Origin of the sequence: Pseudomonas sp. BN417, from assembly GCF_029871205.1 — a bacterium.
Lineage (GTDB): Bacteria > Pseudomonadota > Gammaproteobacteria > Pseudomonadales > Pseudomonadaceae > Metapseudomonas.
In genome coordinates, this window is sequence record NZ_SSOJ01000002.1 from 1 (window position 1) to 21,606 (window position 21,606).

General features: G+C 65.7%; 24 protein-coding genes. All 24 read right to left on the reverse strand.

The genetic code is table 11. The annotated features are described in order from the left end of the window. The coding region (locus tag E8F11_RS00015) for an Hpt domain-containing protein (RefSeq protein ID WP_280286749.1) at window positions 1-889 on the reverse strand (889 nt) is incomplete at its 3' end. 11 nt (window positions 890-900) lie between these two features. Continuing rightward, entirely contained in the window at window positions 901-1,689 is a 789-nt protein-coding gene (locus E8F11_RS00020; RefSeq protein ID WP_280286750.1) for a protein phosphatase CheZ, read from the reverse strand. 19 nt (window positions 1,690-1,708) lie between these two features. Next, window positions 1,709-2,083, reverse strand: a complete 375-nt coding sequence (locus E8F11_RS00025) for a chemotaxis response regulator CheY (RefSeq protein WP_003083073.1) — start codon at window positions 2,081-2,083, stop codon at window positions 1,709-1,711. Window positions 2,084-2,167: 84 nt separating this feature from the next. Continuing rightward, window positions 2,168-2,914: an RNA polymerase sigma factor FliA gene (fliA, locus tag E8F11_RS00030; protein ID WP_280286751.1), complete on the reverse strand. Its 747-nt coding sequence runs from the start codon at window positions 2,912-2,914 to the stop codon at window positions 2,168-2,170. Further along, a complete protein-coding gene (gene fleN, locus E8F11_RS00035; RefSeq protein ID WP_280286752.1) occupies window positions 2,911-3,744 on the reverse strand; it encodes a flagellar synthesis regulator FleN in 834 nt (277 codons plus the stop codon). Before fleN ends, fliA begins: the two co-directional genes overlap by 4 nt. 75 nt (window positions 3,745-3,819) lie before the next feature. Beyond that, window positions 3,820-5,172, reverse strand: a complete 1,353-nt coding sequence (gene flhF / locus E8F11_RS00040; protein ID WP_280286753.1) for a flagellar biosynthesis protein FlhF — start codon at window positions 5,170-5,172, stop codon at window positions 3,820-3,822. Between the two features lie 15 nt (window positions 5,173-5,187). Beyond that, window positions 5,188-7,311 carry a flagellar biosynthesis protein FlhA gene (gene flhA, locus E8F11_RS00045; RefSeq protein WP_280286754.1) on the reverse strand — a complete coding sequence of 708 codons (2,124 nt, stop codon included), beginning with the start codon at window positions 7,309-7,311 and terminating at the stop codon, window positions 5,188-5,190. Window positions 7,312-7,563: 252 nt separating this feature from the next. Beyond that, window positions 7,564-8,700, reverse strand: a complete 1,137-nt coding sequence (flhB, locus tag E8F11_RS00050) for a flagellar biosynthesis protein FlhB (RefSeq protein WP_280286755.1) — start codon at window positions 8,698-8,700, stop codon at window positions 7,564-7,566. Window positions 8,701-8,754: 54 nt separating this feature from the next. Next, entirely contained in the window at window positions 8,755-9,531 is a 777-nt protein-coding gene (gene fliR, locus E8F11_RS00055; RefSeq protein WP_280286756.1) for a flagellar biosynthetic protein FliR, read from the reverse strand. A 2-nt stretch (window positions 9,532-9,533) separates the two neighbouring features. After that, on the reverse strand, window positions 9,534-9,803 hold the full coding sequence (fliQ, locus tag E8F11_RS00060) for a flagellar biosynthesis protein FliQ (RefSeq protein ID WP_280286757.1): 270 nt from the start codon (window positions 9,801-9,803) through the stop codon (window positions 9,534-9,536). A 10-nt stretch (window positions 9,804-9,813) separates the two neighbouring features. Then, window positions 9,814-10,569 (reverse strand): flagellar type III secretion system pore protein FliP, encoded by a 756-nt coding sequence (gene fliP / locus E8F11_RS00065; RefSeq protein WP_280286758.1) that lies wholly within the window; start codon window positions 10,567-10,569, stop codon window positions 9,814-9,816. After that, the gene (gene fliO, locus E8F11_RS00070) at window positions 10,569-11,009 is read right to left on the reverse strand and encodes a flagellar biosynthetic protein FliO (RefSeq protein ID WP_280286759.1); all 441 of its coding nucleotides are present in this window, start codon (window positions 11,007-11,009) and stop codon (window positions 10,569-10,571) included. Before fliO ends, fliP begins: the two co-directional genes overlap by 1 nt. Before the next feature lie 4 nt (window positions 11,010-11,013). Further along, on the reverse strand, window positions 11,014-11,481 hold the full coding sequence (gene fliN, locus E8F11_RS00075) for a flagellar motor switch protein FliN (protein ID WP_280286760.1): 468 nt from the start codon (window positions 11,479-11,481) through the stop codon (window positions 11,014-11,016). 42 nt (window positions 11,482-11,523) lie between these two features. Further along, the gene (gene fliM, locus E8F11_RS00080; protein WP_280286761.1) at window positions 11,524-12,495 is read right to left on the reverse strand and encodes a flagellar motor switch protein FliM; all 972 of its coding nucleotides are present in this window, start codon (window positions 12,493-12,495) and stop codon (window positions 11,524-11,526) included. A gap of 13 nt (window positions 12,496-12,508) precedes the next feature. Beyond that, the gene (gene fliL, locus E8F11_RS00085) at window positions 12,509-13,036 is read right to left on the reverse strand and encodes a flagellar basal body-associated protein FliL (RefSeq protein WP_280286762.1); all 528 of its coding nucleotides are present in this window, start codon (window positions 13,034-13,036) and stop codon (window positions 12,509-12,511) included. 225 nt (window positions 13,037-13,261) lie between these two features. Continuing rightward, window positions 13,262-14,602, reverse strand: coding sequence for a flagellar hook-length control protein FliK (locus E8F11_RS00090; RefSeq protein WP_280286763.1), 1,341 nt, complete (start codon window positions 14,600-14,602; stop codon window positions 13,262-13,264). Between the two features lie 84 nt (window positions 14,603-14,686). After that, window positions 14,687-15,040: an Hpt domain-containing protein gene (locus tag E8F11_RS00095; protein WP_280286764.1), complete on the reverse strand. Its 354-nt coding sequence runs from the start codon at window positions 15,038-15,040 to the stop codon at window positions 14,687-14,689. Between the two features lie 32 nt (window positions 15,041-15,072). Then, on the reverse strand, window positions 15,073-16,767 hold the full coding sequence (locus tag E8F11_RS00100; RefSeq protein WP_280286765.1) for a fused response regulator/phosphatase: 1,695 nt from the start codon (window positions 16,765-16,767) through the stop codon (window positions 15,073-15,075). Window positions 16,768-16,778: 11 nt separating this feature from the next. Then, on the reverse strand, window positions 16,779-17,084 hold the full coding sequence (locus E8F11_RS00105; RefSeq protein ID WP_280286766.1) for an STAS domain-containing protein: 306 nt from the start codon (window positions 17,082-17,084) through the stop codon (window positions 16,779-16,781). 258 nt (window positions 17,085-17,342) lie between these two features. Continuing rightward, a complete protein-coding gene (fliJ, locus tag E8F11_RS00110; RefSeq protein WP_280286767.1) occupies window positions 17,343-17,792 on the reverse strand; it encodes a flagellar export protein FliJ in 450 nt (149 codons plus the stop codon). Between the two features lie 6 nt (window positions 17,793-17,798). Then, window positions 17,799-19,151, reverse strand: a complete 1,353-nt coding sequence (gene fliI / locus E8F11_RS00115; RefSeq protein WP_280286768.1) for a flagellar protein export ATPase FliI — start codon at window positions 19,149-19,151, stop codon at window positions 17,799-17,801. Beyond that, complete coding sequence (gene fliH, locus E8F11_RS00120) at window positions 19,141-19,938, reverse strand: flagellar assembly protein FliH (RefSeq protein WP_280286769.1); 798 nt, start codon at window positions 19,936-19,938, stop codon at window positions 19,141-19,143. Before fliH ends, fliI begins: the two co-directional genes overlap by 11 nt. A 10-nt stretch (window positions 19,939-19,948) precedes the next feature. After that, a complete protein-coding gene (gene fliG / locus E8F11_RS00125) occupies window positions 19,949-20,965 on the reverse strand; it encodes a flagellar motor switch protein FliG (protein ID WP_280286771.1) in 1,017 nt (338 codons plus the stop codon). Continuing rightward, window positions 20,958-21,606: flagellar M-ring protein FliF C-terminal domain-containing protein (locus E8F11_RS00130; protein ID WP_280286772.1), on the reverse strand; the 649-nt coding region annotated here is incomplete at its 5' end. The genes E8F11_RS00130 and fliG, both read right to left, overlap by 8 nt.

Genomic DNA, 21,606 nt, shown 5'->3' on the forward strand with positions numbered 1-21,606 from the left:
AGCCCTTGCCGTGGAGCTGGTCCAGCAGGGCTTCGAATTCGTCGTCGGTGATGTTGTCGCCGCCAACGGGCGCAGGCGCCGACGGCGCGACCGGCGCAGCAGGCGTACTGGCGGGGGCATCCAGCGCACCGCCGAACTTGCCCTTGCCATGCAACTGGTCGAGCAGGTCCTCGAACTCGTCGTCGCTGATCTCGTCGCCGGCGCCCGCAATGGCCACGGCCGGGGCGCTGGCATGAGCGGCGACCGCGGTTTCCGGTTCCGTAGCGGCGACGAACTTGCCCTTGCCGTGCAGTTGGTCGAGGAGCGCTTCGAATTCGTCGTCGGTGATTTCGTCGGCAGCAGCGATGACGGGTTCGGCGGCGCCGCCGACGTTATCGCCCAGGGCGTCCAGCAGCGCTTCGAACTCGCTGTCGGTGATGTCGGCCGCGGCTGCGACAGCTGCCGGAGCAGTGATCACGGGCGCCACCGGGGTGGCCGGTGCGGCTGCGGGTTTGGCGCCGCCCGGCTCGGCCAGGCGCGCCAGTGCGGCGAGCAGCTCGGGCGTGGCGGGCGTCGGCTCGGCACGCTCGCGCACTTCGCGGAACATTTCGTTGACCGTGTCCAGGGCCTGCAGCACCACGTCCATCAGCTCGGCATCCACGCGGCGTTCGCCCTTGCGCAGGATGTCGAAGACGTTCTCGGCGATATGGCAGCACTCCACCAGGGCGTTGAGCTGGAGGAAGCCAGCGCCACCCTTCACGGTGTGGAATCCACGGAAAATCGCGTTGAGCAGGTCCATGTCGTCCGGGCGGCTTTCCAGCTCGACCAGCTGCTCGGACAATTGCTCCAGAATCTCGCCGGCCTCTACCAGGAAGTCCTGGAGGATTTCTTCATCGGCGTCGAAGCTCATATGAGCGCTCCCTAGAAACCAAGGCTGGATAGCAGATCGTCGACATCGTCCTGTCCGGACACCACGTCTTCCCGTATATCGGCATGGATCTGCGGACCTTCACCCCTGGAAGGACTTTTTTGTTGTTCTTGCTCGGCACGCAGCGCGGCATGGTCGTGCTCGATGCCGGCATAGCGGTCCACCTGGCTGGCCATCAGCACCAGCTTGACCAGGTTGCTCTCCACCTCGGTGACCAATTGGGTGACGCGCTTGATCACCTGGCCGGTGAGGTCCTGGTAGTCCTGGGCCAGCAGGATGTCATTGAGCTTGCCGGACAGCGCATCGGAGTCGCGCTGACTGCGGGCGAGGAACTGCTCGATGCGGCGCGCCAGGACACGGAAGCCATCCGCGCCGATTTCCCGGCGCATGAAGCGTCCCCACTCCTCGCCCAGCTGCTGGGCCTCGTCGCTCAAACCACCGAGCAGCGGCACGCTCTCCTCCACCAGGTCCATGGTGCGGTTGGCGGCCTTCTCGGTCATCTGCACCACGTAGGAAAGCCGGTCGGTCGCGTCGGCGATCTGCGACATCTCCTGGGCATGGGGCAGGTGCGGGTCGATCTGGAAGTTGACGATGGCGTTGTGCAGTTCGCGGGTGAGCTTGCCGACTTCCTGGTACAGGCCGCGGTCGCGGACGTGATTGAGTTCGTGGATGAGTTGCACGGCGTCGGTGAATTTGCCCTTCTCCAGGCTGTCCACCAGTTCCCGCGCACGGACTTTCAGGGTCGACTCGAAGTCTCCCAGCAGGGTTTCGTTATGGTCCATGGTGCCCTCGCGGCCGACATCAGCCGTTGACCCGCTCGAAGATCTTCTCGATTTTTTCTTTCAGGACCTGGGCGGTGAAAGGCTTGACCACATAGCCGTTCACACCGGCCTGGGCCGCTTCGATGATCTGGTCGCGCTTGGCCTCGGCGGTCACCATCAGGACCGGCAGGTGCTTCAGGCGCTCGTCGGCGCGCACGGCGCGCAGCAGGTCGATGCCGGTCATGCCGGGCATGTTCCAGTCGGTCACGAGGAAGTCGAAGTTGCCGCTGTGCAGCATCGGCAGCGCCGTGGTGCCGTCATCGGCTTCGGCGGTATTGGTGAAACCCAAGTCGCGCAAGAGGTTCTTGATGATGCGTCTCATCGTCGAGAAATCGTCAACGATGAGGATTTTCATATTCTTGTCCAAGTCGACCTCCGTACAGTCTCAAACGCCCCTCTTGCCGGGTGCGCCGTTCAAATCTGGAATCGGTGTTGCCGTTCAGCGTGCGCGCCATTCACTCAGCCGGGCACGCAGACGGGCTGCGCACTGGCTGTGCAACTGGCTGACCCGCGATTCGCTGACCCCCAGCACTTCACCGATTTCCTTCAAGTTCAGTTCTTCGTCGTAGTACAGCGCCAACACCAGGCGCTCGCGCTCCGGCAGGTTCGCGATGGCGTCCGCCAGCGCGGCCTGGAAGCGTTCTTCTTCCAGATCATGGGAAGGTTCGAGTTGGGTGACACCGGCGTCCTCGTGCACCCCGCCGTGCTCGCCTTCCTGCAACAGGTCGTCGAAGCTGAACAGGCGGCTGCCCAAGGTGTCGCTCAGGATGCCGTAGTAGTCTTCGAGACTCAATTCAAGTTCGGCAGCAACCTCCTGATCTTTAGCGTCGCGTCCGGTTCTCGCCTCGATGGCGCGAATCGCGTCGCTCACCATGCGAGTGTTGCGGTGCACCGAACGCGGCGCCCAATCGCCCTTGCGGACTTCGTCGAGCATGGCGCCGCGGATGCGGATGCCGGCGTAGGTCTCGAAACTGGCACCTTTGCTGGAGTCGTACTTCTTCGAGGCTTCGAGCAGACCGATCATCCCGGACTGCATCAGGTCTTCCACCTGGACGCTGGCGGGCAAGCGCGCCAGCAGGTGGTAGGCGATGCGCTTGACCAGGGGGGCGTAGCGCTCGATCAGCTGATGCTGCGAATCCCTTGCCTGTGCCTTGCTGTACATACGCAGCCCCGTAGCGGGTGTCATACGGGAGTGTCCACGGACGGCTGCTTGACCAGCCGCTCGACGAAGAACTCCAGGTGGCCCCGCGGGTTGGCCGGCAGCGGCCAGCCGTCGACCTTCTGTGCGATGGCCTTGAAGGCCAGCGAGCACTTGGACCGCGGGAAGGCTTCATAGACCGCGCGCTGTTTCTGCACGGCCTTGCGCACCGACTCGTCGTAGGGGACGGCGCCAACGTACTGCAGGGCGACGTCGAGGAAGCGGTCAGTGACCTTGGTCAGCTTGGCGAAGAGGTTGCGACCTTCCTGCGGGCTGTGGGCCATGTTGGCCAGCACGCGGAAGCGATTCATGCCGTAATCGCGGTTGAGCAACTTGATCAACGCGTAGGCGTCGGTGATGGAGGTCGGTTCGTCGCAGACCACCACAATCACTTCCTGGGCCGCGCGGACGAAGCTCACCACCGAATCGCCGATGCCGGCGGCGGTATCGATCACCAGCACGTCGAGGTTGTCGCTGATTTCGCTGAAGGCCTGGATCAGGCCGGCGTGTTGCATGGACGAGAGGTGCACCATGCTCTGGGTGCCGGAGGCCGCCGGGACGATGCGGATGCCGCCCGGCCCCTGCAACAGCACGTCGCGCAGGTCGCATTCGCCATTGATCACATCGGCCAGGGTGCGCTTGGCGGTGAGGCCGAGCAGGACGTCGACGTTGGCCAGGCCGAGGTCGGCGTCGAGCAACATGACGCGGCGACCGAGATCGGCCAGGGCCAGCGAAAGGTTCACCGACACATTGGTCTTGCCGACGCCGCCCTTGCCGCCGGTCACCGCGATCACCTGTACGGGATGCATACTTCCCATTTCAAATACCTTGTCTTAGGTCGACTGGGCCACTTGGCTGTCTGGCACCGTCCATCCGGGACGGCTCGAAATTCTTCAACCGGCGCGCCGCGCCGGATTCTGGTAAAGCCCGGCGAACAGGTCGGCCATGGCTTCCTCGCTCGGGTCTTCCGGCGCCTGGAGGCTGACCGCCCGGCTCACCAGCTGGTGGCTGCGGGGAACCTGCAGATCATCCGGAATTCGCGGCCCGTCGGCCAGATAGGCTACCGGCAGATGCTGGCCGATAGCCAGCCCCAAAACCTCGCCCAGGCTGGCCGCCTCGTCCGCCTTGGTAATGATGCAGCCGGACAGGCCGCAACGCTTGTAGCTGTGATAGGCCGCCTTGAGCACCTGGCTCTGGCTGGTGGCGGCCATCACCAGGTAATTCTTCGCATTTATCGCCCGGCTGGCCAGGGCTTCGAGCTGCATGGCCAGGGCCGGGTCGTTGGCCGGCAGGCCCGCGGTATCGATCAGCACCACGCGCTTGCGCGCCAGCGGCGCCAGGGCCTGGGTCAGGGACTGGCCAGGATCGACCAGGGTGACCGGCACGTTGAGGATGCGGCCGAGGGTCTTGAGCTGCTCCTGGGCACCGATGCGGAAGGCATCCATGCTCACCAGGGCGACGCTCTGGGCGCCGTACTTGAGCACATAGCGCGCGGCCAGCTTGGCCAGGGTGGTGGTCTTGCCCATGCCGGCCGGGCCGACCAGGGCGATCACCCCGCCCTCTTCCAGCGGCTCCTGCTGCGGCGTGCGGATGGCGTGGGCCAGGTGCGCCAGCAGCATGCGCCAGGCCTGGCGCGGCTCCTTGACGTTGGCGACCTTGTCCAGCAGGACGCGGCCCAGTTCGGCCGACAGGCCCATGCGCTGCAGGCGGCGCCAGAGGCTGGCCTGCTGCGGACGGCGGCTCTGCATCTGGCCCCAGGCGATGGAACCCAGCTGCACTTCGATCAGTTCGCGCAGGCCGCTCAGCTCGAAGCGCATGGCGTCCAGCGCGGCCTGGTCCACCGCGGCGGGCTTCGGCGCGCCGACCGGTTCCACCACCGGCCGGGCGGCCGGGCGTGGCCGGCTCAGGGCCACTTCGAGGGCAGACTCCGGCAGCTCCGACTCGACGGCGGTCAGCGGCTCGCCGGCGAATAATTGGCGGTCCTTGCCGGCATCGGCCTGGGCGCGCGTGGCCAGATCGGCCTGGGCCTGGAGGATGCGCGTCTGGGTTTTGCGCAGTTCGGCTTCCAGAGCCGGGTTGGGCTTGCTCGGCGCCGGGGCAGGCAGCGGGTAGTCCAGCGCGGCGGTCAGCTCGACACCGCCGGCGACCCGGCGGTTGCCGATGATCGCGGCGTCGGCGCCCAGTTCATCACGCACCAGCTTCATGGCTTGACGCATATCGGCGGCGAAGAAACGTTTGACCTGCATGGGCCTTGACCTCGGTTAGTTCTGCCCCACAGTCGCGACTATGGTGACCTGCTTGTTGTCCGGTATTTCCTGGTACGCCAGTACGTGCATGGTCGGCACGGCGAGCCTTGCGAAGCGCGACATCATCGCCCGGATCGGCCCGGCCACCAGCAGGATCGCCTGCTTGCCGAGCATTTCCTGGCGCTGCGCCGCCTCCACCAGGGAACGTTGTAACTTCTCGGCCATTCCGGGTTCGAGGAGAACGCCATCATCCGAACCCTGTCCGGCCTTCTGCAGGCTATTGAGCAATATCTGTTCCAACCTGGGTTCCAGGGTAATTACAGGCACCTCCGGCTCTAGTCCCACAATGCTTTGCACGATTGCACGGGACAGCGAGACGCGCACCGCCGCCACCAGCGCGGCGGGATCTTGACTCTTGGGCGCGACATTGGCGATGGCCTCGGCGATGGTACGGATATCGCGCACCGGCACCTGCTCCTGCAGCAGCGCCTGGAGCACCTTGAGCAGGGTGGACAGCGAGACCATGCCCGGCACCAGCTCCTCGGCCAGGCGCGGCGAGCTTTTGGCCAGCAATTGCATGAGCTGCTGCACTTCCTCGTGGCCGAGCAGCTCGTGGGCGTGCTTGTGCAGCACCTGGTTGAGGTGAGTGGCGACCACGGTGCTGGCATCCACCACCGTGTAGCCGAGGGATTGCGCCTGGTCGCGCTGGCTGGCGTCGATCCACACCGCCTCCAGGCCGAACGCCGGATCCTTGGCGGCGATGCCATTGAGGGTGCCGAACACCTGGCCGGGGTTGATCGCCAGTTCGCGGTCCGGGTAGACCTCCGCCTCGGCCACGCTGACGCCCATCAAGGTCAGGCGGTAGGCATTGGGCAACAGGTCGAGGTTGTCGCGGATATGCACCGACGGCATCAGGAAGCCCATCTCCTGGGACAACTTCTTGCGCACGCCCTTGATCCGCGCCAGCAGCTGGCCGCCCTGGTTGCGGTCCACCAGCGGGATCAGCCGGTAGCCCACCTCCAGGCCCACCAGGTCCACCGGGGTCACGTCGTCCCAGCCCAGCTCCTTGGTTTCCTGGGCGCGCTGGGCCGGCAGCAGCTCCTGCTGGCGCTTCTCTTCCTGGACCGCCTCGTCCTTGACCTTCTTCTGCTTCTGCCAGATCCACCAGGCGCCGCCGGCGGCCACCAGGCCGAGGCCGACGAAGGACACGTGCGGCATGCCCGGCACCAGGCCCATGGCAATGAGGATCGCGGCGGACACCGCCAGCGCCTTGGGCGAGGCGAACATCTGGCGATTGACCTGCTGGCCCATGTCCTCGGAGCTGGACACCCGGGTGACCATGATCGCCGCCGCGGTGGACAGCAGCAGCGAGGGAATCTGCGCCACCAGGCCGTCGCCGATGGTCAGCAGGGAGTAGATGCGCCCGGCGTCGCCGAAGCTCATGCCGTGCTGCAGCATGCCGATGGCCATGCCGCCGATCAGGTTGATGAAGAGGATCAGCAGGCCGGCGATGGCATCGCCGCGGACGAACTTGCTGGCACCGTCCATGGAGCCGTAGAAGTCGGCTTCCTGGGACACCTCGGTACGACGCTTCTTGGCTTCCGGCTGGTCGATCAGGCCGGCGTTGAGGTCGGCGTCGATGGCCATCTGCTTGCCCGGCATGGCGTCCAGGGTGAAGCGCGCGCTCACCTCGGAGATACGCCCGGCGCCCTTGGTGACCACCACGAAGTTGATGATCATCAGGATCGCGAAGACCACGATGCCGACCACGTAGTTACCACCCACCACCACGTCGCCGAAGGCCTGGATCACCTTGCCCGCGGCGTCGTGGCCATCCTGGCCGTGAAGCAGCACCACGCGGGTGGAGGCCACGTTCAGCGCCAGGCGCAGCAGGGTGGCCACCAGCAGGATGGTGGGAAAGACGGCGAAGTCGAGCGGGCGCATGGCGTAGACGCAGACCAGCAGCACGACGATGGACAGGGCGATGTTGAAGGTGAAGAAAACGTCCAGCAGGAACGGCGGTACCGGCAGCGTCATCATGCCCAGCATCACCAGCACCAGCAGCGGCACCCCGAGGTTGCCGCGCCCCATGCCCACCAGGTTGTTGCGGACATTGCCGATCAGTTGCGTACGATCCACTGTTGCTCCCCCACCCCTTGCACGGATTGGCGCTCCGCCCATCCAATCTTTTGACGCGCGAACGCGGCGTCAGCCCCTTAGTGCAAGAAGCCTTCCAACTTCGTTAAGGGATTGATTCGGGGAGGAAAACCTGTGGGGGCGAATTCATTCGCAAAGGGCAGCGAAGCTGCCCCATCGGACTCTGCAGGGCAGGCCTTCGGCCTGCTTAGCGAATGAATTCGCCCCCACAAGAGAACCCGCCCGGAATAACCATCACTCATCCCGGCGCAATTCCGGCGGGATCGGCAGGTCGTGCAACGGCGCCGGGCGTTTGCCGCGGCCGGCGCGGAACTGCTTGAGCTGGTAGACGTAGGCCAGCACCTGGGCCACCGCCAGGTAGAGGCCGGCGGGGATTTCCTGGTCCAGCTCGGTGGAGTAGTAGACCGCCCGCGCCAGGGCCGGGGATTCCAGCACGGTCACCTGGTTCTCCTGGCCGATCTCGCGGATCTTCAGCGCGGTGAAATCGCTACCCTTGGCCAGCAGCAGCGGCGCCCCGCCCTTCTCGGCGTCGTACTTCAGCGCCACGGCGAAGTGGGTCGGGTTGGTGATGATCACGTCGGCCTGGGGCACGGCGGCCATCATGCGGCGCTCGGCCATTTCCCGCTGCAGGCGGCGAATACGCGACTTGACCTCGGGCTTGCCCTCGCTGTCCTTGTACTCGTCGCGCACTTCCTGCTTGGTCATCATCAGCTTCTGCTTGTTGTCCCAGAGCTGGAAAGGCACGTCCACGGCGGCGATCAGGATCAGCCCACAGGCTAGCCAGACCGCACTCCAGCCCACCACCTGGACGCTGTGCAGGATGGCCATGTCCAGCGGTTCGTGGGCAATGGCCAGCAGGTCGTCGCGGTCGGAATTGAGCACCAATAGGGCCACCAGCAGGATCACCGCGAACTTGGCCAGGGCCTTGAGCAGTTCCGCCAGGGAGTGCAGGGAGAACATCCGCTTGAGCCCGGACAGCGGATTCATCCGGCTGAACTTGGGCGCCATGGCCTCGGTGGAAAACAGCCAGCCGCCCAGGGAAATCGGACCGGCGATGGACACGATCAACAGCGTGATCAACAGCGGCAGCACCGCATCCAGTGCCATCCTGCCCGAGGCCAGCAGCCAGATGGCCATGCTGCGCTCGTCTATCAGTACGGCCCGCGACAGGTCGAAGTTGGACTGCATCATCTTCATCAGCATGTCCGCCATGCCGCCGCCCGTGGCCAGCACGCCACCGGCCCCGGCGAGGGTCACGGCGAGGGTATTGAGCTCGCGGGAACGGGCGATCTGGCCCTTGTCGCGGGCCTCCTGCAACCGTTTGCTTGTGGGCTCTTCGCTTTTGTCCGCCCCACTTTCACTTTCCGCCATGGCGCACCTCGGCGGCAGGCCCGGGCATCCGCCCGGGACGGGTAGAAAGCTTGTTCATCGCGCCCTCGCCAGATCGCGCAACAGTTGCAGGGCGTCAGTGGCCAGCACCTGGTACTGGGCGAGCACGTCGGCCAGGCCGATCCAGACGATCACCAGGCCCAGGGCCAGGGTCAGCGGGAAGCCGATGGAGAAGATGTTCAGCTGCGGCGCCGCGCGGGTCATCACGCCGAAGGCCAGGTTGACCACCAGCAGCGCGGTGATCGCCGGCAGCGCCAGCAGCAGCCCGGCGCCCATCACCCAACCGAGCTTGCCCGCCACCTCCCAGTACTGCGCCGTCAACAGGCCGCCGCCCACCGGCAGGGTGACGAAGCTTTCGGCCAGCACCTCGAACACCACCAGGTGGCCGTTCATGGCGAGGAACAGCAGGGTCACCAGCATCAGGTAGAACTGCCCGAGCACCGGTACCGAGACGCCGTTGGTGGGGTCGACCATGGAGGCGAAGCCCAGGCCCATCTGCATGGAGATGATCTGCCCCGCCACCACGAAGGCGTGGAAGAACAGCTGCAGGACGAAGCCGAGCAAGGCCCCCACCAGCACCTGTTCGCCCACCAGCAGCAGGGTGCGCAGGCTGATGGCGTCCACCTGCGGCATGGGCGGCAAGGTCGGCACCAGCACTATGGCAATGGCCAGGGCCAGGTACAGGCGCACCCGCAGCGGCACCAGCTGGGTGCCGATCACCGGCATGGTCATCAGCAACGCGGCGATGCGGAACAGCGGCAGCAGGAAACTGCCGACCCAGCCACCGATCTGCGCATCGCTGAGCTCGAGCATGGTCAGCCGATCAGCAAGGGGATGTTCTGATAGAGCGTCTGGATGTACTCCATCAGTTGGCGGGTCAGCCAGGGGCCGGCCCAGATCAGGGTGAGCAGCATCACGATGAGACGCGGCAGGAAGCTCAGGGTCTGTTCGTTGATCTGGGTGGCGGCCTGGAACATGGCCACGATCAGGCCCACCACCAGGCTCGGCACCACGAGGATGCCAACGATCAGGCAGGTCAGCCAGAGCGCCTCACGGAACAGGTCGACCGCAACTTCCGGGGTCATCGCAAGCCTCCTAGACGCCGCCGAAACTGCCGGCGAGGGTGCCGATGATCAACGCCCAGCCATCCACCAGGACGAACAGCATGATCTTGAACGGCAGCGAGATGATCAGCGGGGAGAGCATCATCATGCCCATGGCCATGAGTACGCTGGCCACCACCAGGTCGATGATCAGGAAGGGGATGAAGATCATGAAGCCGATCTGGAAGGCCGTTTTCAGCTCGGAGGTGACGAAGGCCGGGACCAGGATGGTCAGGGGCGTCGCGTCCGGGCTGGGGATGTCGGTGCGCTTGGACAGGCGCATGAACAGTTCCAGGTCGCTGGAGCGGGTCTGCGCGAGCATGAAATTCTTGATCGGCACTTCGGCCTTGGCCACCGCGTCCTGGGCCGACAGCTGTTCGTTGAGGTACGGCTGCAGGGCGTCGCGGTTCACCTGGTCGAACACCGGCGCCATGACGAACATCGTCAGGAACAGTGCCAGGCCGATGAGGATCTGGTTCGACGGCGTCTGCTGCAGGCCCAGCGCCTGACGCAGGATGGAGAAGACGATGATGATCCGGGTGAAGCTGGTCATCAGCATGACGAACGCCGGGATGAAGCTCAGCGCCGTCATGATCAGCAGGATCTGCAGGCTGACCGAGTATTCCTGCTGGCCTTCGGGGTTGGTGGAGAGGGTGATGGCCGGCACCGACAGCGGATTGTCGGCGCCGAGGGCCAAAGGCGCGGCCAGCGCCAGCAGCAGAGCGATGAGGAGGCGGTGCAGGGGCATCAATGCTTGTCCTTGCCGAGCAGATCCATCAGGCGTTGGGCGAATTCCGGGCTGGCGGCCTGCGCCTCGACCAGCTGCACCGGCTCCTTCAGCACATGCAGCGGGGCGATGCGCCCGGCACTGAGGCCCAGCAGTATCTGTTCGCCCCCCACCTGCACCAGCACCAGCCGATCACGCGGGCCCAGCGCCTGGGTGGCGACCAGCTGGATCACCTGGCCGCCGCGCGGCCCCAGCTGCTGAACCCGGCGCAACAGCCAGGCGAGCAGGAAGATAAGTCCCACCACCAGCAACAGGCCAAGGGCCAATTGCCCCAGTTGCGCAGCCATGCCAGTACTGGCCGGCGCCGGAGAAGGCGCGGCGGCGGCAACCGTCGCAGCGGGTTCGGCGGCGAAGCCGGCCAGGGGCAGCAGGAGCAGCCCCGCGAGAAAAAGTCGGCGCATGGTCTCAGCGCAGCTTCTTGATGCGTTCGCTCGGGCTGATCACATCGGTCAACCGGATGCCGAACTTCTCGTTGACCACCACCACCTCGCCATGGGCGATCAGGGTGCCGTTGACCAGTACGTCCAGCGGCTCGCCGGCCAGGCGGTCGAGTTCGATCACCGAGCCCTGGTTGAGCTGCAGCAGGTTGCGGATGGTGATGTCGGTATTGCCCACTTCCATGGAGATGGACACCGGGATATCCAGGATCACGTCCAGGTTCGGGCCGTCCAGGCTCACCGGGCCACTGGCCTTGGGTCCGCTGCCGAACTCTTCCATCGGCGCGCGCGGCGAGCTGGGGACGACGGCGCTGCCCTGATTCATCAGCGCGTCGATATCGTCCTGGCTGGCATCGCCGGCCTCGGCCAGGGCCGCAGCCCATTCATCGGCGAGGGCCTGCTCCTCGGGGGTGGTGGTGTCCATGTCGTTTGCCATCGGTTGACCTCGGCTGGCTCTGGATTCGTGGGTAGCGCGCAATCAGCGCTGGCGTTCGATGGGGTCGAGGATCTGCAGGGACAGGTTGCCCTTGTGCGATCCCAGCTTGGCCTTGAAGGCCGGCACGCCGTTGGCGCGCATGATCATGTGCTCGGGCATTTCCACCGGGATGATGTCGCCCGGCTGCATGTGCAGGATGTCCCGCAGCTTGAGCTGGCGGCGCACCACGGTGGCGGCCACCGGCACGCTGACGTCGAGGATGTCTTCGCGCAGGGCCTTGATCCAGCGCTCGTCCTGGTCGTCGACGTCGGACTGGAAGCCGGCGTCGAGCATCTCGCGGATCGGCTCGATCATCGAATAGGGCATGGTGACGTGCAGGTCGCCGCCACCGCCGTCCAGTTCGATGTGGAAAGTGGACACCACCACCACTTCGCTGGGGCTGACGATATTGGCCAGGGCCGGGTTCACTTCCGAGTTGATGTACTCGAAGTTCACGTCCATCACCGCTTGCCAGGCCTCGGCCAGGTCGACGAAGGCCTGGTCCAGCACCATGCGCACCACGCGCAGCTCGGTGGGGGTGAACTCGCGCCCCTCGATCTTGGCGTGGCGGCCATCGCCGCCGAAGAAATTATCCACCAGCTTGAACACCAGCTTGGCGTCGAGGATGAACAGCGCGGTGCCGCGCAGCGGCTTCATCTTCACCAGGTTGAGGCTGGTGGGCACGTAGAGCGAATGCACGTACTCGCCGAATTTCATCACTTGCACGCCGCCTACCGCCACGTCGGCCGAGCGGCGCAGCAGGTTGAACATGCTGATGCGGGTGTAGCGGGCGAAACGCTCGTTGATCATCTCCAGGGTCGGCATGCGCCCCCGGACGATGCGGTCCTGGCTGGTCAGGTCATAGCTTTTGACGCTGTTAGGGTCGGCATCGGTCTCGGTTTCCACCAGGCCATCGTCGACACCGTGGAGCAGCGCATCGATCTCGTCCTGGGACAGCAGGTCTTGAACAGCCATGGTCGTACCTTGCCTACTGCAATACGAAGTTGGTGAAAAGCACTTGTTCGACGGCCAGCGCGCCGGTCTCCTGCTTGGCCAGATCCTGCACGGTGGCGGTGGCCTGCTGGCGCAGCATCTCCTTGCCCACCGGAGTGACCAGGGTGTCGAAACTCTGACCGGAGAAGAGCATCACGAGCTTGTTGCGCAACACCGGCATATGCACCTTCAGCGCATCGAGCTGGGCCTGGTCGCGCGCCATCAGCGCAACGCTGACCTGCATGTAGCGCTGCCGGCCGTTCTGGCTGAAGTTGACCACGAAGGCTGGCGCCAGCTCCTGGTAGATTGCAGGCTGCCGAGTCGGTTCGGTGGTTGCGGCGGCTTCGTCCTTGGCGGGCTCGGCAGTCTTGTCTCCACGGCTGAGGAAGAACCAGGTAGCGCCCACCGACAGCGAGACCGCCAGCAGCAGCGCGGCCACCCCCAGGATGATGAGCTTCAGCTTGCCCCTGCCGCCTGCCAACGCCCCGCCCTCTGCCGGAGCCTTCGCTTCTTTCTTCGCCATGCCAATAATCCGTCACTGAGCGGGATAAGCCCGCCTTTCCAGGGGAATGAGCAAGTGTTATGCCAGCTCGCCGGCCAATCGGCGGCTCAGGCTTTTGCTTCCGGGGTGCGGATATACCAGTGTCGGTGGCGGCTGTCACGGGGCAGCTTGGGAGTGTGTAGGATCCAGGGCCATCCGCGCGCGAAAGTTGGCTCCGCTCACAGGGCTGACCCTGGAATTTCGCATTCAGGCGTAGAAATCCACCAACCCTCGCCCACCCGCACTGGCCGGACGAATCTCGCTGTGGCTCACGGAGATTTCCTCCTCGCCGCCCGCGCCGAAGTCGCCACGACCGCCGGCGGAACGGCGTTCGCCATCACCGCCCTGCCCTTGCCACCCCCGGCTCAGGGACTGGTCGGAGACGTTCACATCCAGCTGGTTCATGCCTTGCTGGGCGAACAGTTCACGCAAGCGGTGCATCTGCCCTTCCAGGGCATCGCGGACATTGGCGTGGGGACTGGCGAAGGTCACCTGGGTCTGGTCCTGGGTCATGTGCACACGCACCTCCAGGCGTCCCAGCTCTTGCGGATCGAGCTGGATTTCCGCGGACTTGAGGTTCTGGCTCGACAGCCACATCACCCGGTCCACCACCGCCTCGCTCCAGCCGCCCTGATTCATCGCCACCGACTGGCCGGGCACCAGGGCCGGTGCGCGCTGGACCTGGGCGGCCTGCAGGCCGATGGCCTGGCTCAAGGCACTGAGTCGGTTGGCCAGCAGTTCATTGCGTACTTCGCCCTTGTTTTCGCCAAGGCCAGCGGACGCTTCCACCGCGAACTCGGTAGATGACAGGGCATCGTCCAGCCTGCCTTCATCGGCTTCCAGCGGCTTGTCCACCAACGCCGCCAGGGCAGCGGAGAATTCCTGATCGAGGGTGGGCGCAGCCTGCGCCGAGGTCGCGTCCTGTAGTTGCCAGGCCGCAGCCGGGGTGGTCCGAGCGACCTGAACGCCCTGGTCCACCGCCGTCTTCACCGCCGGCGCGCCGCTGGACTGGCCCAGCTCTGGATCGAGAGAGACCTCGTTCAAGGCAACCTGGGCCGCGTTGCCCGCCTGCGGCGTGACGGGTGCAGCCAGCAGCGCTTCGCCAGCCCCGCCGAGTTCGGTCACTGCGCTGTCGGCCGCCGTGGTACCGGTCAGGGCCGGATCGGCCGGAGCCTCGTCGGCCGGCAGTTGTCCGGTCATCGCCATGACCAGCAGCGGGTCCATGGCGGGCTCGTCGGAGGCCCCCCCGGGCTCCCCTTCCTCGGCCGGCAAGGGCTTGCCGCTATCGGCAACGGCGGGCTGGCTGACGGCAGGATCAGCCGTCGAGGTGTCCGGGCTCGCCGCCTCGTCCGATCCGGTCCCGGACTGCCTGGCAGCCGCTTCATTGTGTTCGGTGGTCTTGGCCTGGCGTTCCTTCGCGTACATCCGGGCGAAGCTGGCAGCCTCGTCCCTGCTGGTTTCTACCGGTTTTTCCGGGGCTTTTGCGGCCGGTGCTTTCGGCTTCACTGCAGGCCTGGCCTGGAGAAGCAGATCGGGGGCAACGGGCATGGACACTCTCCGCTCGGGTTGGTTCGTTGCCCCTGAGGTAGCAAGGGACGGGCCAACATCCGGACGGCAGGAAGGCGACGGCGGTCAGCGCTTCTGGCCCTGGCGTTCTTCCTGCAGCAGGCTGCAGACAACGAGGAATTCCTCCTCGATCTGCCGGATCAGCGCGGGCGCATCGGCGAGCTGCTCGCGCCGGGCGATGTCTTCCAGCTGCTTGCACAGGCCGGACAGCACGGGCGCGCCCATGTTGCTGCAACTGCCCTTGAAGCTGTGGGCGGCCAGGCGCAGGGTCTGGCTGTCGGACGCTGCCAGCGCCTGCTGGATCTGCCGCAGACGCTCCACGGAATCCGCCAGAAAGGTATCCAGCAAGACAGTAAACTCATCCTCCATGACGTCCCGCAGGGCAGACAGCACAGAATGGTCGAGATGGATATCAGACAAAGCCGTCACTCCCTGTACTGAACATCCGAAAATTATGCCTTATTGGGCCAGCGGAATTCGACGTGTATGCCCTTGCCGTCCTTGGTCGGCTCGCAGCACGCGGTGAGCTTGCTGACCAGAGTCAGGCCCCGTCCGCAGAGGCTTTCCACATTCGGCCGGCGGACCAGCGCCTCCCTCAGGTCGAAGCCCTTGCCGCTGTCCTCCACATCGAGCAGCAGGCGCCCTCCCCGCCCTTCGGGAATGAGCTGGAAGTGAAAGCGCACATAACCGTCCTCCAGCCCGGCCAGGCGCTCGCTGCGCTCGCGGTAGTAGCGGGCGAAGCCCTCGGCGCTCCCCTTGAGGGAAGAGTCCAGCCCCAGCACGCCGTGTTCCAGCGCGTTGGAATAAAGCTCGGCGAGCACCGTGTAGAGTGCGCCGCCCTGGTCGCGCAGGCCCTGGACTTCGAGCAACAGCTGGAGCAGGAAAGGCAAGGGATTGAAGCGCTTCAAGGTCTGCGCACGAAACTCGAAGGTGGCCGACCAGTCCAGCGGGCTGGACTGGCCGCTATCGGTGAAGGCCAGTTTGGCGCGCTCGGTGACCTCGTCCAGCATGCGCACTTCGATCATGCTGACGTCGTCCTGGGCATGGCCGCGGAAGGCGCTGAGGGCCAGCTGGATTTCATCAAACAGCCGATCGCCGTCGCCATTGGCATCGAACACCGCATGCAGGCGCTCATCGCCGAAGACTTCGTCGCTGTCGTTGCGGGTTTCCAGCACACCGTCGGAAACCAGGAAGATCCGGTCATCGGTCTCGATCGGATACGCCTCGAAATGGGCGTTGAAGCTCGCCTGGTCGAGCACGCCCAGCGGCAGGTGGCGTGATACCAGTGGCACCAGTGCGCCGGTGTCGGCGCGGCGCAGGTAGCCATCGGGCAGGCCGCCGTTCCACACCTCGAGCATGCGCCGCTGGAAGCTCAGGTTGAGGAAGGTGGCGCAGCAGAACACCCCGATGGGCAGGATGCGCTTCAGTTTGGCATTCATCTCCCGGAGGATGTCCGCCATGGCGTAGCCCTTGGCGGTCATGCCGTAGAACACTTCGGCCAGGGGCATGGCGCCGATGGCGGCGGGCAGGCCGTGGCCGGTGAAGTCGCCGAGCAGCACATGCATGCCACCCGAAGGTTTGTAGGCAGCCAGCAACAGGTCGCCGTTGAACAGGGCGTAGGGCGATTGCAGGTAACGGATGTTCGGGGCACTCAGGCAGCCGGAGTGGGCCACCTTGTCGAATACCGCCTTGGCCACGCGCTGCTCGGTGAGCAGGTGCTCGTTATGCCGGGCGATCAGGTCGCGCTGCTGCAGCACGGTGTCCTGCAGCCGGCGCAGGCGGTCCAGGGCCTTGATCTTGGCTTCCAGGATCACCCGGTTGTAGGGCTTGGCGAGGAAGTCGTCGCCGCCCGCTTCCAGGCAGCGCACCAGGGCCTCGTTCTCGGTGAGCGAGGTGAGGAAGATGATCGGCACCAGGGACTCGCCCGCCAGCTGTTTGATCCGGCGCGCCGCCTCGAAGCCGTCCATCACCGGCATCAGGGCATCCATGAGCACCAGTTGCGGCTGCTCCTCCTGGAACAGCGCCACGGCCTCACGACCATTGGCGGCGGTCAGGGCGCGATGGCCCTGGCGGTTGACGATGGTGGAGAGCAGCAGCCTGTCCGCCGCGTTGTCCTCGGCAATCAGGATCGTCAGCGGCGCGGGCATGGCGATTGGCCTCAGGCGATCTGGAACAGTTGTTCGAAGTTGGAGATGGCGAGGATCTTGCGGACGTCGGGGGTGCAGTTGGCAAGACGTATCTGCGCACGCTCACCGCCGGCGTGGTCACGCAGCAGGAGCAGCATGCCGAGGGCGGAGCTGTCGAGATAGGTGGTGCCCCGCAGGTCCACGACGTAGCGCTTGGGCGTGATATTGACGCGCTCGTAGGCGTCGCGGAATTCCTGGTGGGCGCCGAAATCGAAACGTCCCTGAATGTAGATGATCAGCTCCTGCCCATCGTCGGAGGGCATCGAGGTGATGGCCATGCAAAGCTCCTTGTTCAAGTGCGGAATACGCGTGGAGAAGATTTAGCACCCGCATCCGGGCAGGGCAACTGGAAAGCGGTGTCAGGGGAGAATTTATGGTTCTGAGCAAAGGGTCCGACGAACCCTGCAGGAGCGAATTCATTCGCGATGCAGGCCGCAGGCCTGCCCTGCCCCCCCGAGTTTGCGCAGGGTGCGCTGCGCGCACCGATAGCTTCGTGCCGCTGGCCTGGTGCGCACGGCGCACCCTACGGCGCCAGTCTATTCGTGGCTTCTCACCGGCAGGCGCTGGACCAGCTCATCCAGCAGTTTCTGCTCGCGCTTGTCGTCCGCGGCGCGGGCTTCGTCGAGGTAGCGCTGCACCAGCTTGCGCAGGCCCTCCAGCCGCGCGTAGCGCTGCTGCCAGGCGGCGCGGGCCTTGTCCAGGTTGTCGCGATGCCATTTGACGCTCTGCAGCTGTTGGCCGATGGCGGATTCCAGCTGCGACAGGAAGCGCTGGTAGTTCATCAGCCACTGGCCGGAGACGCCGCGCCGCCCTTCTTCGAGCCATTGCTGCTGATAATCGGCGCGGTAGCGCTCCAGTTCGCCGAGCTTCACCTCCGCCTGGCTCAGCTGGCCCTGGCAACGGCCAAGCATGCGCGCGGCTTCGCGCTCGTCGCGCTCGGCCATTTCCACCACCGGCGCCAGGCGCGCCGCGCGACTGCGGGACATGCGCTATCAGCCCGGGATGCCGAGGCTGGCGGCCAGCCGCTGACTGCTCTGGGCCAGGCCCTCGCTCTCGTCCAGGGCCTGGCGCAGGAATGCCGCCATCGCCGGCTGGCGGGCAATGGCCAGGTCGGTGTCGGGATCGCCACCGGCGACATAGGCGCCGACGCTGATCAGGTCGCGGCTCTGCTGGTAACGCGACCAGAGCTGCTTGAAGCGCTGGGCCCGCTTCATGTGCTCGGGGCTCACCACCTGAGGCATCACGCGGCTGATGGAAGCCTCGATGTCGATGGCCGGGTAGTGCCCCTCCTCGGCCAGGCGGCGGGACAGCACGAAGTGGCCGTCGAGCACACCGCGCGCGGAGTCGGCGATGGGGTCCTGCTGGTCGTCGCCTTCGGAGAGCACGGTGTAGAAGGCCGTGATGGAACCCCCGCCCTGCTCGGCGTTGCCGGCGCGCTCCACCAGCTTCGGCAACTTGGCGAAGACCGAGGGCGGATAACCCTTGGTGGCCGGCGGCTCGCCGATGGCCAGGGCGATCTCCCGCTGGGCCTGGGCGAAACGGGTCAGGGAATCCATCAGCAGGAGGACGTTCTTGCCCTTGTCGCGGAAGTACTCGGCGATGCGCGTGCAGTACATGGCCGCACGCAGGCGCATCAGCGGTGCGTCGTCCGCCGGGGACGCCACCACCACCGAACGCTTGATGCCTTCTTCGCCGAGGATATGTTCGATGAACTCCTTCACCTCGCGGCCCCGCTCGCCGATCAGGCCGACGACTATGATCTCGGCTTCGGTAAAGCGGGTCATCATGCCCAGCAACACGCTCTTGCCGACCCCTGTGCCGGCGAACAGGCCCAGGCGCTGGCCGCGCCCCACGGTGAGCAGCGCGTTGATGGAGCGGATGCCCACGTCCAGCGGTTCGTCGATGGGGTGGCGTTTCAGCGGGTTGATGGTGGGACCGTCCATCGGCACCCAGTCCTCGGCCTTCATCCCTCCCTTGCCGTCCAGCGCGCGACCGGCGCCGTCGAGCACCCGGCCGAGCATCGACATCCCCATGGGCAGCCGGCCGGTATCCGGCAACGGCACCACACGGGCACCGGGGGCGATACCGGAAAGGCTGCCCACCGGCATCAGGTAGATCTTGCTGCCGGAAAAGCCCATCACCTCGGCTTCCACCTGCACCGGGTGGTAGCTGTCGTCGTTGATCACCAGGCAGCGGCTGCCCACCGGGGCGCGCAGGCCTTCGGCTTCCAGGGTGAGGCCGACCATGCGCAGCAGGCGGCCCTCGACTATGGGCTGGGACGGCAGTTCGACGACGTCGTTGTAACCCGCCAGGCGCTTGCCGAAGCTGGTGCGCTCAATACGCATGGTCGAGGCTGTCCGGGGAATCCAGGTCCAGTACCAGATCGGCCGACGGTGGGTGGACCTTCTGTTCGCGCTGCTGCTCGAAGAGCTGCTTCATGGCCTGCTGCAGGCGTGTCTCGATGCTGGCGTCGATCCGCGAATGCTCGGTCTCGACCCGGCAGCCGCCCGGCTCCAGGGATTCGTCCTCGAGGATGCGCCAGCTCTCTCCGTGGCGTTCGCGCAGTGCCTTGACCAGCTCGAAGTCCTGCGGGTTGATGTGGATGCGCACATTGTTCGCACCCATGGGCAGCAATTTCAGGGCTTCGCGCAGCACATGGCGGATCTGGCTGGAATCCAGGCGCAACTCGCGTTGGATCACCTTGCGGGTGATCAGGCTGGTGAGGTGCACGAGAGATTCTTCGATCTGCCGATCCTGCTCGGCGATGGGTTCCAGCAGTTGGCCCATCAGCCGTTCCAGCTGCGCCAGGCGCGCCTGGGTAGCGGCCTCGGCCTCCTGCCGGGCCTTGATCTGGCCGGCGTGGAAGCCGTCGCGCTCGCCGGTGGCGAAGCCTTCGTTGTAGGCGTCCTGGCGGATGGCCTCCAGCTCGTCCAGCGTCAGCGGCTTGACGGCCTCTGGCGGCACTTCCTCGATCTGCGGTTCAGGCTCGGACGCCACCTCGGCGATAGCCTCCTCCGGTTCCACTTCGACGGGCGCGGGGGCGTCCGGGTCGAAGCTGGGCAGGGACCAGAGGTCGAAGAGTTTGGCGTCCTTGGCGCGGATCAGTTCGCTTGCCGATTCCTTGCTGGCCATGGATACCACCTCAGATCATTTCTTCGCCGCCCTTGCCGCCGAGGACGATTTCCCCGGCTTCGGCCATACGGCGGGCGATGGTGAGGATTTCCTTCTGCGCCGACTCCACGTCGCTGACGCGCACCGGGCCCCTGGCCTCCAGGTCGTCGCGCAACAGCTCGGCGGCACGCTTGGACATGTTCTTGAAGACCTTTTCCTTGATGGCCTCGTCCGAGCCCTTCAGGGCCAGCACCAGCACGTCGGAGGAAACCTCCCGCAGCAGCGCCTGGATGCCGCGGTCGTCGACGTCGGCGAGGTTGTCGAAGACGAACATCAGGTCCTCGATCTGGGTGGAAAGGTCTTCGTCCACTTCGCGGATGGAGTCCATCAACTGGCCTTCGACCGAGCTTTCGAGGAAGTTCATGATGTCCGCCGCGCGCTTCACGCCACCCATGCTGGTGCGGGTGGTGCTGGCATTGCCGGCGAACTGCTTCTCGAGGATCAGGTTCAGCTCCTTGAGCGCGGAAGGCTGCACGGTGTTCAGCGAAGACACGCGCAGGACGATGTCCAGGCGCACCTTGTGGTCGAAGTGGCTGAGCACCTCGGCGGCCTGGTCCGGGTCCAGGTAGGCGACCACTATGGCCTGGATCTGCGGGTGCTCGTAGCGGATCACATCGGCCACGGCGCGCGGCTCCATCCACTTCAGGCTGTCCAGCCCGCTGGTGCTGCCGCCCAGGAGGATGCGGTCGATCAGGTTGTTGGCCTTGTCCTCGCCCAGGGCCTGGGTGAGCATCTTGCGGATATAGCCATCGGCGCCGACGCCCAGGCTGGTCTGGTCGCCGACTATCTCGACGAACTCGCCCATCACCTGCTCCACCTGCTCACGGTGAACGTTGCGCATCTGCGCCATGGCCACGCCGACCCGCTGCACTTCCTTGGGCCCCATGTGACGAAGCACCTGGGCGGCATCGGTCTCGCCCAGGGAAAGCAGGAGGATGGCGGCCTTGTCGACCTTGGTCAGCTTGGCGGCGGCGCGGTTCTCACTCATCGGCGTTGATCCATTCTTTGACTACCTGGGCCACACGGCCAGGATCTTCGGCGACCAGGTTCTTGATGGCATTGAGCTGCGCATCATACCCGTCGCTCGGGCTGGGCAGGAGGATGCTTTGCGGCCCGCCGAGGCTGACGCGGTCATCCGACAGCTCGCCGGACAGCCCGCCCATCTCGCCCAGCTCGGCATCACGGCCGCCGGCCAGCTCCTTGCCCTTGCCGGCGCCGCTGATGTTGTTCAGCACCGGGCGCAGCACGCCGAACACCAGGACCAGGATGAAGAGCACACCAAGCACCTGCTTCACCACGTCCCAGAACCAGGGCTGGGTGTAGAAGGGGATGTCGAGCACCTCTTCGCCGCCGTCGGCGATGAAGGGGGTGTTGATCACGCTGACGCTGTCGCCACGGCTGGCATCGAAGCCCACCGAGTCCTGCACCAGGCGGGTGAAGCGGGCGATCTCGTCGGCGGTCCAGGGCACGTGGCTGGTCTCGCCGCTCTGCGGGTCCACGCGGACCTGGTCGTCCAGCACCACGGCGACGGAAAGCCGGCGCAGGCGGCCCTGCTGCTGCTTGGTGTAACTGATGGAACGGTCCAGTTCGTAGTTGCGGGTGGACTGGTCGCGCTTGTCGGTGGGGTAC